The sequence below is a fragment of the Pseudomonas ceruminis genome (genome assembly GCF_021602025.1).
GTDB classification, from domain to species: domain Bacteria; phylum Pseudomonadota; class Gammaproteobacteria; order Pseudomonadales; family Pseudomonadaceae; genus Aquipseudomonas; species Aquipseudomonas ceruminis.
Genome location: NZ_BQHW01000016.1, coordinates 28,261 through 41,602, shown reverse-complemented (window position 1 = coordinate 41,602; position 13,342 = coordinate 28,261). Strand labels below are relative to the sequence as shown.

Below are 13,342 nucleotides of genomic sequence, written 5' to 3'. Positions count from 1 at the left end.
TGGCAGCGGGGAAGCCTGGCGTGGTCGTGGTAGACGGCCTCCGCCAGGCTTGGGGTCGGTCTTGATAAGCAGACATTAGCCTGTAGCAGGCGGCGTTGTGAAAGGCTTTGTGGTTCTAAGCTAATTATGTAAAAAGAAAATAATAAAACTTATTCAATATGCGAGATTGGCAAGTTTTAAGGTGGGTGTCGCGGGTGCGCGATAACCCGGAATCGCCCCGATAAGCGCCCTTGTGTAGGTGCTTTGCGGGTGCTCGAACACGTGCTCCACCGTTCCCTGTTCGACGACCTTGCCGTGCTGCAACACCACCACATGGTCGGCCATGCTGGCCACTACGGCCAAGTCATGGGACACCAGGACATAGGCGATACCGAGTTCGCGTTGCAGTTCATCGAGCAGTTGCAGAATCTGCGCCTGTACCGACACATCCAGCGCGCTGACCGGCTCGTCCAGCAGCAACAGGTCAGGTTGCAATGCCAGTGCCCGGGCGATGGCCACCCGTTGCCGCTGGCCGCCGGAGAGCTCGCGTGGCAGCCGGTCGAGGTAGCTGACCGGCAATTGCACCCGCTCGATCAGCGACCGGGCTGCCTGCTCGAGCGCAGGCCCCTTGAGCAAGCCGAAGGACACCAGCGGCTCAACGATGCTGTCGAACACGGTGAAGCGCGGGTCAAGTGCCGCGAACGGGTTCTGCTGTACCAGTTGCATGCGCCGGCGCAGCGGACGGAACGCCTGCCAACCCAAGCCCGTGACATCCTGCTGGGCGAACAACACCCGCCCCTGGCTGGGGGTTTCCAGGCCCAGGGCGATACGCAGGGTGGTGCTCTTGCCCGAGCCAGACTCGCCGACAATGGCCAGCGTCTGCCCGGGGTGCACCTGCAGGCTGAGGTCGTGCAGGGCGACAAACTGCTGGTTCTGGCCGTTGAGCCTTGGCAGTTCGAAACGCTTGCCGACTCGCTCCAGGCTCAGGATCGGCCCGGTGCCGGGCGTTGCCGGACGCGGTCGACGCCGCGTCGCAAATGCCGGTGCGGCGGCGAGCAAGGCGCGGGTGTAAGGGTGGCGGGCAGCTTCGACGATGCGCCGTGGTGGCCCTTGCTCGACCAGTTCGCCTTGCTTCATGACCAGCAGACGGTCGGCCCGCTCGGTGGCCATGGCCAGGTCGTGGGTGATGATCAGTAGCGTAATGCCGCGCTCGGCCACCAGTTGCTGCAGGTGATCGAGGATTTTGCGTTGCACCGTCACGTCCAGCGCGCTGGTGGGCTCGTCGGCAATGATCAACCGCGGGTTACCGGCCAGGGCAATGGCGATCAGGACCCGCTGACGCATGCCACCGGACAGCTCGTGGGGGTATTGGCGGGCGCGCAGGGCCGGGTTGTCCAAGCCAACCTGGGTGAGCAACTGCAGCACATCGGCGTCGACACCGGGGTAGCGCCTGCCTTGGGTGAGTGTGAGGGCTTCGGCAATCTGCTGGCCGATGCGCAGCGTCGGGTTGAGGCTGACCATCGGGTCCTGCGGCACCAGGCCAATGGTGCGACCGCGCAGTTGCCGTTTCTGCCGTTCGCTGGCGCGTGCCATGTCGATACCCTCGACCCACAGCCGGCCCTTGTCGATGCGCGCGCTGCCCGGCAACAGGCCGAGCAGTGCATTGGCCAGGGTCGACTTGCCCGAGCCGGACTCGCCTACGATGGCCACGGTTTCGCCCTGGTGCAGGGTGAACGAGAGGGCGTTGACGGCCTGGGTGGCCTGGCCACCGGCGTGGTAACTGACGCTGAGTTCGCGTACTGCGATCAAGGGCTGGCCGGTCATCGTGCGTTCTCCTCGAAGGTGCGGGCAAGGTGGTTGAGGCTGAACACCACGGCGACCACGAACAGGCCGGGCAACAGCGATACCCAGGGAGCGGTGATCAGGAAGTGCCGGCCGTTGGCGATCAGCGTGCCCCATTCGGCGGCGGGCGGGGCGGCGCCGAAACCTAGAAAACTCAGCCCGGCAGTGGCCAGGATGGCGGCACCGAAGTCCAGCGTGGCAAGCACCGCCACCGGCCCCCAGGCATTGGGCAGAATGTGCCGCAGCAACGTGCGGCTCCAACTGGCGCCGCCTAACCGCGCGGCCTCGACATAAGGCAGCGTCTTGACCCGCAGCACTTCGGCGCGGGTGGTGCGGGCAAAGCCCGGGATGATGCCCACGCCCACGGCGATCGCCACCGGCACCGTGCCGAAACCGATGGCCGTGACGATTGCCAGCGCCAGTAGCAGGCCCGGCAGCGCCAGCATGACGTCGATCAGGCGCATGATCACGGCGTCGATTCGCCCACCGGCAAAGCCGGCCAGTACGCCCAGGCCGAGGCCACCGGCCAGCGCGATGGCCACTGCCAGCAAGGCCGCCAGCACGGAAAGCCTGGCGCCATACACCACGCGGGTGAACAGGTCACGGCCCAGTTCGTCGGTGCCGAACCAGTGCAGGCCGTTGGGTGCGCTGAGCTTGTCAGTCGGGGAGGTAGCGTAAGGGTCGAAGCTGGTCAGCCAGTGCGGTACCAGCGCGGCGGCCAGGGCGAAGCCCACCACCAGCAATGCCAGGCTGAACCCTGGGCGGCGCAACAGTGGCGCCAGCGCCTGGCCGACGCGCTGCAGGCGACTGCGGCGTTTCCAGGTGGCCGGGGCGGGCGGGGTAAGCTGCAGGCGGGTAGCGATGGTCATGCTCGGGTCACCTTCGCGGCGTGGTTGATGCGTGGGTCAAGGTAGGGGTAGAGCAGGTCGACGATCAGGTTGACCAGCACGAAGGCGGCCGCCGATACCGTGACGATCGCCAGCACCACCGGGATGTCCTGGCGCAGTACGGCTTCCTGGGCCAAACGGCCGACGCCATTGCGCGAGAAGATAGTTTCGACCAGCACCGCCCCCGACACTGTATTGCCCACCTGCAGCCCGACCAATGTGAGGATGGGCAGCGCGGCGTTGCGCAGGCCATGGCGGGCCTGTACCTGGGCCCGGCTCAACCCTTTGGCGAAGGCGGTAATAATGTAGGGCTCCTGCCAGACGCCTTGGAAACCTCGCTGCAGCACCTGGGCGTACACCGCCGCGCTGGGGATGGCCAAGGTCACAGCCGGCAGCACCAGGCTGGCCAGGCCTTGGCTGCCGGTGGCGGGGAACCAGCCCAGGCCGAAGGCGAACACCTGGATCAGCAACAGGCCCATCCAGAACACCGGCACCGAAAACCCCAGTGACGGCAGGCGCGCCAGTGCCACTTTCAGCGGACGCCATTGCAGGTAGGCGGTCAGGTAGGCCAGGCCGACACCGCCCAGCAGCGACAGGGCGATGGCCAGCCCGGCCAGCGCCAGGGTTTGCGGCAAACGCTCGGCCAGCAACTCGGTCACCGGCCGGTTGAGCGACAGCGACTGGCCCAGGTCGCCCTGCAGCGCTCGCCAGAGCAGGTCGAAATACTGCTCGAGCATGCTCTTGTCCAAGCCGTAGTAGGCGCGCGCCTTGGCCAGGTCGTCGGCGGACAGGCCGTCGACTTCCATCCCGGAGGCACTGAGCATGATTGCCAGGGTGTCGCCTGGCAGCAGGTACAGGATGAGATAGGTGATGGTATAGGCGCCCCATAACACCAACAGCGCCTGACCGATGCGGCCGATCAGGTAGCGGTTCATGGCTGGCCGACCTCGATGTCGCCGAGCAGTGCGAAGCCTTCGGCGGTCCAGCGGAAGCCCTTGACCCGCGGCGCGGTGGCCGCCTGCCAAACCCGCTCGTACAGTGGGAAGGCCGACGCTTCATCCACCAGCAGGTCCTGCAGTTGCCCGTAAGCCTGGGCCCGCTGCGCATCACCGGTGGCGGTGATGCCGCTGTCGAACAGTGCCTGGGCCTTGCTCAGGGTCTGGGGCTCGTAGGTATTGGTGGCCAGTGTGGTGCTGTTGGCGGCGCGCGGGTCGAGGATGGTCTGCAGGATGATCGGGTCGGCCCGGGTCATGTAGGTAGAGGTCAGGTCGTAATTGCCTGAAGCATTGCCGGCCACCCACTCGGCGCGGGTCAGGACGTTGAGCTTGAGGTCGATGCCAACCTTGCGCAGTTGGTCCTGGATCAGCACATCGCCGGCGCTTTCGGTCGGGGTGAGGTTGTAGCGCAGGGTCAGGCGCTTACCGTCCTTGTGGCGATAGCCGTCGTCGCCCTTGTTCCAGCCTGCGGCATCCAACAGGCGTTCTGCGCCTTGCGGATCGTAGCTGAGCTTGTCGCCCTGGGCCTTGAAGTACGGGGTGGTCACGTCATAGACACCGCTCACCACCGGGAACTGCGCGTTGTAAACAGTGTGGGCATAGCTGGTGCGGTCGATGGCCTTTTGCAGGGCCTGGCGTAGCTGGCGATCGGCGAGCAGGCGGTCATTGCGGGTGTTGGGGTAAAGGTTCAGCGCAGGGCCTGGCAGCGAGCGGCTCTGGATTGTCGCGCCCTTGGCCTGGAACAATTTGAGGTCGACTTCGGAGAACGGGTTGCGCGGCCACAGGATATCGGCCTTGCCCTGCAGGAACAGGCCGTTGCGCACACTCTCTTCCGGAATGTAGCTGATATTCACCGCGTCCAGGTGCGCCGCGCCCTGGTTTTTCATGTTGGCCGAAGGCCAGGCGTAGTCCGCGCGTTTTACCAAGTGTGCACCGACTTCGGGCGTGTAGTGCTCGAGCACGAAGGGGCCGGTACCGATGATCTTGCCCAGCGATCGCTCCTTGGCAGAGAGGGTGTACGAGGCCGGGGCGAGCACTGCCAGGTTAGTGGTGGAAGTCGCCTGGAGGAAGCCGGCATTGGGCCGCGACAGCACCAGGCGTACCGTGAACGGGTCGAGCACTTCGGCATGGTCGTAACCGGCCAGGTAGGTGGCGCCGAACGTGGCGGGCAGTTGCGCGGCGAATGCCTTGTTGCTGTCGAAGGCTGTCTTCACCGCCTCGGCGTCGAAGCGCTCGCCGTTGCTGAAGGTGACGTCCTGGCGCAGGTGGAAGGTATAGCTCAGGGCGTCATCACTGACTTCCCAGCGTTTTGCCAGCCAGGGGATGATGCGGCCGCTGTCCGGGTCCTGGTCGGTGAGCGACTCGACGACATTGCGCAGCAGCACACGGTGCTCCAGCCAATACACTTGGAACGGGTCAACGCTGACCAGGGTGGTGTTGTCGCCCCAAAAGGCGATATTCAAGGTGTTGCGGTTGGCATCTTCGCCGGAGGGCGAGCAGCCGGCGACGGCCAGGGCCAGGGTGCAGGCACTGAGCAGGTGTTTGGCAAGGCGCAGTGGGGGCATGGGGCGTTCCTTCAATGGGGGGTCGTTGCCAGGCCTGCCTGCCCGCGGGCACCGCGAACAGGCTGGAACAGGCTGCAATCAGTCCTGGTAGTCACGCCCCTCGCGGTCCAGTTGCCGGATCAGTGCATCCCAATGCCGCTGAATGCCCTCGCCAAGCCCGTCGGAGAAGCGCTTGGACTGTTCATGCACCTTGGCAATCGCCGCCGGTGAGGCATGCAGCAACTGGTCATTGCCCCCGGCCTGCGCGGCGACCTGGATATTGCAGGCGCGCTCCAGCCCATGCAGCTCGCGGAACGCATGTTCGACACTGACCCCGCCAGTCAGCAGGCCATGGTTGCGCAGGATCAGAATGTTGCTGTTGCCCAGGTTGGCGACCAGGCGCTGCTGCTCATCCAAGTCCAGCGCCACCCCTTCGTAGTCGTGGTACACCACACGGCTGTAGTAGGCCAGGGCGTGCTGTGAGATCGGCAGCAAGCCCTCGCGCTGGGCCGACACCGCCGCGCCGTCGCGGGTGTGGGTGTGCAACACCGCCTTGAGGTCGGGGCGGGCACGATGAATCGCGCTGTGGATCACATAACCTGCCTGGTTGATCCCAAGGCCCAGCGGGTCGTCGATGATGGTGCCATCGACATCCACCTTGACCAGGTTGGAGGCGCTGATCTCGTCGAACAGCAGGCCGAAGGCGTTAATCAGGAAGTGCTCCTCAGGCCCCGGTACGCGCGCTGAGAAGTGCGTGTAGATGTGATCGGTCCAGCGGAACAGGGCTGCCAGGCGGTAGGCGGCAGCGAGTTTGACCCGCACTTCCCATTCCTCGGGGCTGACGCGCTGGCGCACGGTAGTTGCGTTAGGGGATACGACGGACAATGAGCTCATGGTGTTCTCCGGGGAAAGTCAGTCACCGCGCTGGTCATCGACCAGGTTGCGCAGCGGTGAGGGGTGAAGTTGTCGAGAAAGGCGTCGAGCAGGATGGGGTAGCCCCCCTCGCAAATGGCCAAGGTGTGCGGTGACAGGAGCAGGGCGCTGATCGAATGTTTCACGCGGCCACCTCTGCCAGCGCGCTACGCCCGACCTGGCCGAGCACCACGTCATCCTGCGGGGTGTGGATCCGGCTGCACAGCACGTCCCGGTAATGGCGCTCCAGCGGGTTGCGGCGCGACAGCCCCGGGTTGCCGGCTGCTTCGATGGCAAGCTCCACGGCCTTGATCGCCTGGGCGCTGACCAAGTGCTTGAGCTGGCCGGCATGGCGCGGGTCGACCTGCCCGGCGACTGCCGAGTCCAGCAGGCTTCGGTTGGCGAACAACAGGGTGTCGATGCGCCCGACCACGTCCTGGAACCGCGCCAGGCTGGCCAGGGGCGTGCCCAGGTTCGAAGGCGCCCGGTCGTTGAGAAACTGCACCAGCCAATCGCGGGCCGCCTGGGCGACCCCGTCATAAAGCGCCGGCAAAAGCACTGCCATCCACAACAGGCCGGTGCCATCGAGCTCTGGCTTTGGTGCGCTGGCCGGGCTGACGCTGACGGCGTGTTCGAGCGGGATCAGCACATCATCGAAACGGACTTCGTGGCTGCAGGTGGCGCGCATGCCCAGGTGGTCCCAGTTTTCGACGATGCTGATGCCGGGGGTGTCCTTGTGTACCAGGTAGCCGCCGACCAGGGGGTCGGCATCGTCGCTGCGTGCCCACACCAGGTACCAGGTCAGGCCGTGGCTGCCCGTGGAGTAGATCTTGCGCCCTGACAGCCGCCAGCCTGCAGCGGTGCGCCGCGCCAGGGTGGCGGGCAGGCCGCCACGGGCCGGGGTGCCCAGCTCGGGCTCAACGCGAAAGGCGTTGATCAATGCACCCTGGTGTACGGCGTCTTGCGCTACCTGCAGGCGCAAGGGTTTGGGCCAGCGTGGGTCATCCTGCAAGCGAAAGTGTTGCAGGTACTGCATGGTCAGGATCAGCGCGGTCGAGGGACAACCTTTGCCAACCGCCGCGATCACCCGCCGCGCCGTGGCCAGGTCGGCGCCGCCGCCGCCCAGGGCGCGGGGTACGGTGAGGCCGAGCAGGCGATGCTGATGCAGCAGGGTGAAGTTGTCATGGGGGAATTGCGCGTTGCGGTCGTAGCGTTCGGCGTTGGCGGCCAGGGCCTGGGTCAGCTCGCCAAGGGCGGCGTCGGAAGGGGGTTGACTCATGGTGCATTCATCCCTGGAACACGGTGGGTTTGTAAGACCGTATTCGTCTGAATGAGCGCTGTAAAAGTCTTTTTGGTTCTATGCTAATTATTTGTTTGTTGAATTAATAGTTTGCTCTGTTATGCGAAAAAATCATTTTCCCATGTGCGGGTCGGGCGCTGTCCGATTTTAAGGTGCAACGCACGGCGCGGGTGTCGATCACTCCGCTTGCATGCGATTGCCCGCCACCGCTCCAAACAGCTCCACAGGCTCCTGCAAATTGCCCAGGTACCGCGGGTGGAACAGCCACAGGTCTACTTGCGGTTTGAAGTCGGTCACGTTGACCACATCCAGTGCATCGCGGTGTCGGCTGCTCTGCAACAGCGGCTCCGGCACCAGCCCAAGGCCTTGCCCATTGGCCACCAGGCCCAGTTGCAAGTCCGTACCGAAGGTCTCCAGGTTGATCGACAGGCTCAGCCCCTGTTCACTCAAGGCGCGTTGCAGCCCGGCGCGGAACCCGCAGCCATCAGGGTTCAGTACCCAGCCACGGGTGTAGCAGTCCCTGAGCTTGTAGCTGCGCTTGCTGGCGCTGCCCTTGGCTGCCACTACGCGCAGGGGCATGCGGGCAATGGACTGGCTGGCGATGCCCTCGGGGAAGATCTTGCCCGGTGGGAACAACGCGGCAGCAGCGTCAAGTTCGCCGTTTTCCATGCGCACGATCAGGCTGCTGCCCCAGCCACTGGTGACCTGGGTACGCAACTCAGGGTAAGCCTCGCGGATCTGCGCCAGGGCGTCGAGCAGCACCACGTCGCCGAGGGTTTGCGGCACCCCTAGACGCAAGGTGCCGGAGGGGGCGCCGTCGTTGGCCACCAGTTCGCGCAATGAATCGATCTCGCGCAGGATGGCTTTGCATTGCTCGTAGACGCGCAGTCCCATGGGGGTCGGTTTGAGCGGCTTGGTATTGCGGTCGAGCAGGGTGGTGCCGAGGGCTTCTTCGAAGTTTTGCACGCGGCGGGTGATGGCCGGCTGGGTCAACTGCAAGGCCTCGGCGGCGAGATTGGTCGACTGGCAACGGATGACCGCCACGAAGGCGTCCATGTCATCGATTTTCATATTCGGCGCTCACATATTGGTGCGGTAGGACATGTGAGCAGAGAATAATCCCCGCGGCGCAAAATGTCACAAAACACTGACCCAGGTGCAATGCGTACTACATGGTATGGCAGTACGCATCTGCCGTTCAGCCTTGAGCGAAGCGCGTCAGCTTGTCGCCCTCCAGGCGATACCTGACCCACTCATCCTGCGGCTCGGCCCCCAGCGATTTGTAGAAGCCGATCGCCGGTTCGTTCCAGTCGAGCACACTCCACTCCAACCGCCCGCAGCCGTTCTTCACAGCTTCGCGCGCAATGTGCCGCAGCAATTCCCGGCCAGCACCATCACCCCGTTGGTCAGGCGTGACGTACAGGTCTTCCAGGTAAATTCCGTTGCGCCCCAGCCATGTGGAATAACTGTAGAAATACACGGCGAAGCCGATCGCGCGGCCATCGCGCTCGCAGATCAGGCTGTGGACTGTGCTGCCGTCATCGAACAGGCTGCGCTCAATATCGGCTACGGTTGCGATCACTTCGTGGCGGGCACGCTCGTATTCGGCCAATTCGGTGATGAACGCAAGAATCTGCGTGGCGTCGGTGCGTACGGCGGGGCGCAGGGTAAAAGGCATGCGGGGGCTTCCTTGATATGGATGCGATACAGTCATGTGTATCTGATTAATTTAAGGTAACTGTACCGGTCGCAGGGCAGGGCGACTGCAGTAGTGTGACAGCACATAAGACACTTCTGGAATGCCTGCCATGCTTGCCTCTGCCGACCTGTTGACAGCCTTTATGCTGTTTGCCTTCGTTTCCTCCATTACACCAGGGCCCAACAACACCATGCTGTTGGCCTCGGGCGTGAACTTTGGCGTGCGCCGGTCGATCCCCCACGCCATGGGCATCAGCATCGGCTTCATGATTCTGGTGCTGGCCGTCGGGCTTGGCCTGGGCGAAGTGTTCAAGGTCTGGCCCACGCTGTACACATTGCTGCGCTACGTGGGGGCTGCCTACCTGTTGTACCTGGCCTGGAAGATCGCTACCTCCGGGCCGCTGAGCGCGGACTCGGCCCAAACCCGCCAGCCGTTGGGCTTCTGGGGCGCGGCCGCGTTCCAGTGGGTCAACCCCAAGGCTTGGGTGATGGCGGTAGGGGCGATCACCACCTACACCCCAGCGCAGGGGTATGTGCTGAATGTGATCGTAATCGCTGCCCTGTTCGCCCTGGTCAACCTGCCGAGTGTCGGCATCTGGGTGATGTTCGGCAGTGCGCTGCGCACCCTTTTGCAGAACCCGCGCTGGCTGATGCTGTTCAATGTCTTGATGGCCCTGCTGTTGGTGATTTCGCTTTACCCGCTGCTATTTGTAGAATCGGCATTTTCATAAACCGCCGAGTACAGCAAACCGATGCAGTTGATCCCCTGGTCCCATGAAAGCTCAGAAGGCTTCACCCTGCGCGGCTGGCGCTCGCCGGCCAGCGGCAAGCCATTGCTGCACTTCCTGCATGGCAACGGCTTCTGCTGCCTGGCCTACGAACCGCTGCTGATGCGCCTGGGTGAGCATTACGACGTGTGGCTCAGCGATGTTCAGGGCCATGGCGACAGCGACCACGGGGGTGTGTTTCGCGGCTGGAACCGTACCGCTGCCCTTGCAGTGGAGGCCTTTGAGGCCGGACGTGGCGAATATGGCGAGGTGCCCCGTTATGCGCTGGGGCACAGCTTCGGCGGTGTGCTTACCGGCTTGATCCTGGCTGCCCGGCCAGACATGTTCGAGCGTGCCGTGCTGCTTGACCCAGTCCTGTTCAGCCGGCGCATGATCGGCGTGATGGGGGCGGCGGCGCTGGTTGGCCTGCACCGCCGGCATGCCTTGGCGCGCAAGGCTGCCAGCCGCCGCAGTCATTGGCCGGACCGGGAGGCGGCGACGGCCTCGCTGCAAGGGCGAGGGATTTTCAAGGGCTGGAGCGATGCGGCGCTGCAGGCGTATGTCGACCATGCGCTGGGGGAATGTGGCGAAGGGGTGGTGCTCAAATGCCGGCCGAGCCGGGAAGTGGAAATCTTCAGCTCGTTTCCTGCACGCATGTGGTCGCAACTGGCAGCCATCCAGGCACCCACCTTGGTGCTCTACGGCGAAGCTACCTACCCCTTTGTTCCGCGCTCGGTGCAGCGGCTTTCGGCCATCAATCCCAAGGTTACCGCTCGCCAGGTACCCGGGGGGCATTGCTTCATGCAGGAGGACCCAGCAATGGCAGCAGAACAGGTGGCGGATTTTCTGCTCCGCTGACCAACTGTTCCATAGGTGGGACGATTAATGCCAATTTCACCGCCTACCGGTCGATTAGTCGTATTGATAAGGTTAACCCAGCCTTAGAGAGGAGACTTCTCATGAAAAAGATCCTGGGCATTCACCGCAGCCCTCACGCCCACTGGGTGGGGGATGGCTTCCCGGTACGCAGCCTGTTCACCTACGACAACCTGGCCAGCCAGGTCAGCCCATTCCTGCTGCTGGACTACGCGGGTCCCCACACCTTCACCCCCACCGATGCTCGGCGCGGTGTCGGGCAACACCCTCACCGGGGGTTCGAAACCGTGACCATCGTCTATCAAGGCGAGCTGGAGCACCGTGACTCGACCGGCGCGGGCGGCCTTATCGGCCCGGGCGATGTGCAGTGGATGACCGCCGCCAACGGCATCATCCACGAAGAGTTCCACTCCCCGGCGTTCGCCCGTACTGGCGGCACCTTGGAGATGGTGCAGCTATGGGTCAACCTGCCCGCGAAGGACAAGCGTGCGGCGGCGGGTTACCAGACGTTGCTGGCGACGGATATCCCCGAGGTAGCGCTGGCGGGCAACGCCGGCAGCCTGCGGGTGATCGCCGGCAACTACCGTGGGCACCAGGGGCCGGCGCGGACCTTCACCCCAATGGACGTCTGGGACATGCGCCTGGCGGCCGGCGCCACCCTGCAACTGCCCGTCGCCGATGGCCGAACCGCCGCCTTGATCGTGTTGCGCGGTGCTGTGCGGGTCAACGGCGAACGTGACGCCGACTCATCCAGCCTGGTGCTGCTCTCTCGGGGCGCAGAGGGGGTCTCCATCGAGGCGCTGGAGGGGGCCAGCGTGCTGTTGCTCAGTGGTGAACCGATCGATGAGCCGATCGTAGGCTATGGGCCGTTCGTGATGAACAGCCAGGCGGAAATCGCCGAGTCGTTCGATGATTTCCATGCCGGGCGTTTCGGGCAGATGGTGCCCGAGGTCCAAGGGAACAGGCACTGAGGCGTCCGTTCTAGCGCTGAGCAAAGCCCATGGCCCTAACCAGACTGCCGCCAGCGCACTTCGCTGATACCGAAGCGTTCGGCGAGCGGTCTGGTCACCTTGCGGATTTTCTCATGGCCATAGCGGCCTATGCGCCCGATGCCAGCATCACAACTGGCCCAGTGCCAGGCTTCCGTGTTGTCCATGCGCTCGGCACGGATGATGAACGACTTGGGCTTGCCGTGCAGCTCATAGTCGATCACGTAGAGTTTGGCGTCGATCATCAGCTATCCCGTGTCCTTGCTACGGCCCCACGTGAACCTGGCACGCTATTGCCGGCTTCAGAGGTGTGAGTCGCGAGTTGCACGAAAAGTTTGATTCGAAATGGCCATCTCGAGATGAATGGTGCCGGCGTGACCGCCTGTCGCATAAAGAGACCTTTCGTTAGAACCGCCGACGCCCGCTGCCGTTCTTCCACTAAGGTGCTAGATGATCTGCCCCCCGATCATTGCTCCAGCGCATGGACGGCCGCTGAGGCATGGGCAATTTCAATTGGCACCTCGCCTGGCAAAGGCGTACTCCCATAACAGGCCATCCAATAAAGAGAGGGTCGTGACATGGCGTTGATAGGCGTTTCGATGTTGGAAATGCGGCAAATGATCGAACAGGCCTGCCTGCCTGATCGCTGCGAAGTCAGTTGCGCGGATGGTGTCAGCCTGACTATCCGCCTGGGTCAAGGGCAAAGCCTGGAGGAGGGTGTCACCCTCACAGGCGTCGCACTGCAGGACCTGAACAGTTGCCGCGACGTGGTGAACCTGGTCAGTCAGCTGCATGCGCTGCGTGCCAGGCACCCCGCGCCGCTCAGGGCGTTTGCCTGATGTGTATTGGTGCGCCGGTCAGCCCAGGCTGGCCGGGCGCACGTACTCTGGCATCAAACCGTTGAACCAGAACAGAATCATCGATACCAGGATGGTCACTAGCAGCAACAGCCCCACCCCCCATACGCAGGTCGCGAACAGCATCGCCTGTTCCTTGCGCAAGCGCAGGAAGGTTTGCAGCCCACCGTACAGCAGCACCGTGGCATAGGCCGAAGCTGCCAGCAGCGCCACCAAGGCCAGCCAGCGGATTGGCAGCAGCCCCACAACGCCCGCGAAGAACCAAGGCGTGGCGCAGTAAGCGGCGAAGCCGATGCACTGGCCAAGGTTTGGTTGCACATCGAAGCCCCGTGACATCCAGCGGATCATCACCCCCATCAGTATCACACCCACTACCGTGGTGACGTAGAGCAGGCCTGCCAGCTGCGCGGCACTGACCATGCTCAGGCGCACACGTTCTTCGGCGGCCAGGCTCCAGCCGAAGGTGGTGGTGCCCACCATCAGGCATAGCGCCGGGATCAAGGCCAACGCCAACAGGCGCGGAAGGTATTGCTGCGGATGGTCCTCCTCGGCGCGGCGGATCTCCATCCAGGCGTCGGAAGGACGGGTGAAGAGCTTGAGCAACGGACTGTTCATAGCGTTCTCCTCAAGGCAGGGCCTTACTGGTATGGAGACGCGCCCGTTACAGCAGGTTCACCCCGGTTCGCGGCCGTTGAT

15 protein-coding genes are annotated in these 13,342 nt (G+C 63.9%); 4 read left to right on the top strand and 11 right to left on the bottom strand.

Annotated elements, in window-relative coordinates; translation table 11 throughout:
• Positions 1-153: 153 nt before the first annotated feature.
• The 9 genes from L6D80_RS18200 to L6D80_RS18160 all read right to left on the bottom strand — a co-directional run bounded on the left by L6D80_RS18200 (position 154) and on the right by L6D80_RS18160 (position 9,137).
• Positions 154-1,803 carry a dipeptide ABC transporter ATP-binding protein gene (locus L6D80_RS18200; RefSeq protein ID WP_176516593.1) on the bottom strand — a complete coding sequence of 550 codons (1,650 nt, stop codon included), beginning with the start codon at positions 1,801-1,803 and terminating at the stop codon, positions 154-156.
• A complete protein-coding gene (locus tag L6D80_RS18195) occupies positions 1,800-2,690 on the bottom strand; it encodes an ABC transporter permease (RefSeq protein ID WP_054902987.1) in 891 nt (296 codons plus the stop codon). The genes L6D80_RS18200 and L6D80_RS18195 overlap by 4 nt, the downstream gene beginning before the upstream one ends.
• Complete coding sequence (locus L6D80_RS18190) at positions 2,687-3,643, bottom strand: ABC transporter permease (protein ID WP_176516595.1); 957 nt, start codon at positions 3,641-3,643, stop codon at positions 2,687-2,689. The genes L6D80_RS18195 and L6D80_RS18190 overlap by 4 nt, the downstream gene beginning before the upstream one ends.
• The gene (locus L6D80_RS18185; protein WP_054902985.1) at positions 3,640-5,268 is read right to left on the bottom strand and encodes an ABC transporter substrate-binding protein; all 1,629 of its coding nucleotides are present in this window, start codon (positions 5,266-5,268) and stop codon (positions 3,640-3,642) included. The genes L6D80_RS18190 and L6D80_RS18185 overlap by 4 nt, the downstream gene beginning before the upstream one ends.
• A gap of 78 nt (positions 5,269-5,346) precedes the next feature.
• Entirely contained in the window at positions 5,347-6,141 is a 795-nt protein-coding gene (locus tag L6D80_RS18180) for a class II aldolase/adducin family protein (protein ID WP_054902984.1), read from the bottom strand.
• Positions 6,138-6,305: a hypothetical protein gene (locus L6D80_RS18175; RefSeq protein WP_223849150.1), complete on the bottom strand. Its 168-nt coding sequence runs from the start codon at positions 6,303-6,305 to the stop codon at positions 6,138-6,140. The genes L6D80_RS18180 and L6D80_RS18175 overlap by 4 nt, the downstream gene beginning before the upstream one ends.
• The gene (locus L6D80_RS18170; RefSeq protein ID WP_176516597.1) at positions 6,302-7,438 is read right to left on the bottom strand and encodes an acyl-CoA dehydrogenase family protein; all 1,137 of its coding nucleotides are present in this window, start codon (positions 7,436-7,438) and stop codon (positions 6,302-6,304) included. Before L6D80_RS18170 ends, L6D80_RS18175 begins: the two co-directional genes overlap by 4 nt.
• A 198-nt stretch (positions 7,439-7,636) precedes the next feature.
• Positions 7,637-8,530 (bottom strand): LysR family transcriptional regulator, encoded by an 894-nt coding sequence (locus L6D80_RS18165; protein ID WP_054902982.1) that lies wholly within the window; start codon positions 8,528-8,530, stop codon positions 7,637-7,639.
• A 127-nt stretch (positions 8,531-8,657) separates the two neighbouring features.
• Complete coding sequence (locus tag L6D80_RS18160) at positions 8,658-9,137, bottom strand: GNAT family N-acetyltransferase (RefSeq protein ID WP_054902981.1); 480 nt, start codon at positions 9,135-9,137, stop codon at positions 8,658-8,660.
• A 121-nt stretch (positions 9,138-9,258) separates the two neighbouring features.
• On the opposite strand from L6D80_RS18160, the gene L6D80_RS18155 reads away from it, so the two are divergent.
• The 3 genes from L6D80_RS18155 (at position 9,259) to L6D80_RS18145 (ending at position 11,771) form a co-directional block, all read left to right on the top strand.
• Positions 9,259-9,888 carry a LysE family translocator gene (locus L6D80_RS18155; RefSeq protein WP_176516599.1) on the top strand — a complete coding sequence of 210 codons (630 nt, stop codon included), beginning with the start codon at positions 9,259-9,261 and terminating at the stop codon, positions 9,886-9,888.
• A gap of 21 nt (positions 9,889-9,909) precedes the next feature.
• A complete protein-coding gene (locus tag L6D80_RS18150; RefSeq protein ID WP_176516600.1) occupies positions 9,910-10,782 on the top strand; it encodes an alpha/beta fold hydrolase in 873 nt (290 codons plus the stop codon).
• 101 nt (positions 10,783-10,883) lie between these two features.
• Positions 10,884-11,771 carry a pirin family protein gene (locus L6D80_RS18145; RefSeq protein WP_176516602.1) on the top strand — a complete coding sequence of 296 codons (888 nt, stop codon included), beginning with the start codon at positions 10,884-10,886 and terminating at the stop codon, positions 11,769-11,771.
• 35 nt (positions 11,772-11,806) lie between these two features.
• Here the strand turns inward: L6D80_RS18145 and L6D80_RS18140 are convergent, their stop codons facing one another.
• A complete protein-coding gene (locus L6D80_RS18140) occupies positions 11,807-12,034 on the bottom strand; it encodes a DUF6555 family protein (RefSeq protein WP_054902977.1) in 228 nt (75 codons plus the stop codon).
• Positions 12,035-12,367: 333 nt separating this feature from the next.
• Between L6D80_RS18140 and L6D80_RS18135 the strand changes: the two genes are divergently transcribed.
• The gene (locus L6D80_RS18135; RefSeq protein ID WP_176516604.1) at positions 12,368-12,628 is read left to right on the top strand and encodes a DUF1652 domain-containing protein; all 261 of its coding nucleotides are present in this window, start codon (positions 12,368-12,370) and stop codon (positions 12,626-12,628) included.
• Positions 12,629-12,646: 18 nt separating this feature from the next.
• Here L6D80_RS18135 and L6D80_RS18130 read toward each other — a convergent pair whose 3' ends face one another.
• Entirely contained in the window at positions 12,647-13,261 is a 615-nt protein-coding gene (locus L6D80_RS18130) for a Yip1 family protein (RefSeq protein ID WP_054902975.1), read from the bottom strand.
• Between the last annotated feature and the right edge of the window lie 81 nt (positions 13,262-13,342).

Bases quoted from the DNA above. Each gene is read 5' to 3' on its own strand.
- L6D80_RS18200 (WP_176516593.1), bottom strand. From the start codon at position 1,803: ATGACCGGCCAGCCCTTGATCGCAGTACGCGAACTCAGCGTCAGTTAC.
- L6D80_RS18195 (WP_054902987.1), bottom strand. From the start codon at position 2,690: ATGACCATCGCTACCCGCCTGCAGCTTACCCCGCCCGCCCCGGCCACC.
- L6D80_RS18190 (WP_176516595.1), bottom strand. From the start codon at position 3,643: ATGAACCGCTACCTGATCGGCCGCATCGGTCAGGCGCTGTTGGTGTTA.
- L6D80_RS18185 (WP_054902985.1), bottom strand. From the start codon at position 5,268: ATGCCCCCACTGCGCCTTGCCAAACACCTGCTCAGTGCCTGCACCCTG.
- L6D80_RS18180 (WP_054902984.1), bottom strand. From the start codon at position 6,141: ATGAGCTCATTGTCCGTCGTATCCCCTAACGCAACTACCGTGCGCCAG.
- L6D80_RS18170 (WP_176516597.1), bottom strand. From the start codon at position 7,438: ATGAGTCAACCCCCTTCCGACGCCGCCCTTGGCGAGCTGACCCAGGCC.
- L6D80_RS18165 (WP_054902982.1), bottom strand. From the start codon at position 8,530: ATGAAAATCGATGACATGGACGCCTTCGTGGCGGTCATCCGTTGCCAG.
- L6D80_RS18160 (WP_054902981.1), bottom strand. From the start codon at position 9,137: ATGCCTTTTACCCTGCGCCCCGCCGTACGCACCGACGCCACGCAGATT.
- L6D80_RS18155 (WP_176516599.1), top strand. From the start codon at position 9,259: ATGCCTGCCATGCTTGCCTCTGCCGACCTGTTGACAGCCTTTATGCTG.
- L6D80_RS18150 (WP_176516600.1), top strand. From the start codon at position 9,910: ATGCAGTTGATCCCCTGGTCCCATGAAAGCTCAGAAGGCTTCACCCTG.
- L6D80_RS18145 (WP_176516602.1), top strand. From the start codon at position 10,884: ATGAAAAAGATCCTGGGCATTCACCGCAGCCCTCACGCCCACTGGGTG.
- L6D80_RS18140 (WP_054902977.1), bottom strand. From the start codon at position 12,034: ATGATCGACGCCAAACTCTACGTGATCGACTATGAGCTGCACGGCAAG.
- L6D80_RS18135 (WP_176516604.1), top strand. From the start codon at position 12,368: ATGGCGTTGATAGGCGTTTCGATGTTGGAAATGCGGCAAATGATCGAA.
- L6D80_RS18130 (WP_054902975.1), bottom strand. From the start codon at position 13,261: ATGAACAGTCCGTTGCTCAAGCTCTTCACCCGTCCTTCCGACGCCTGG.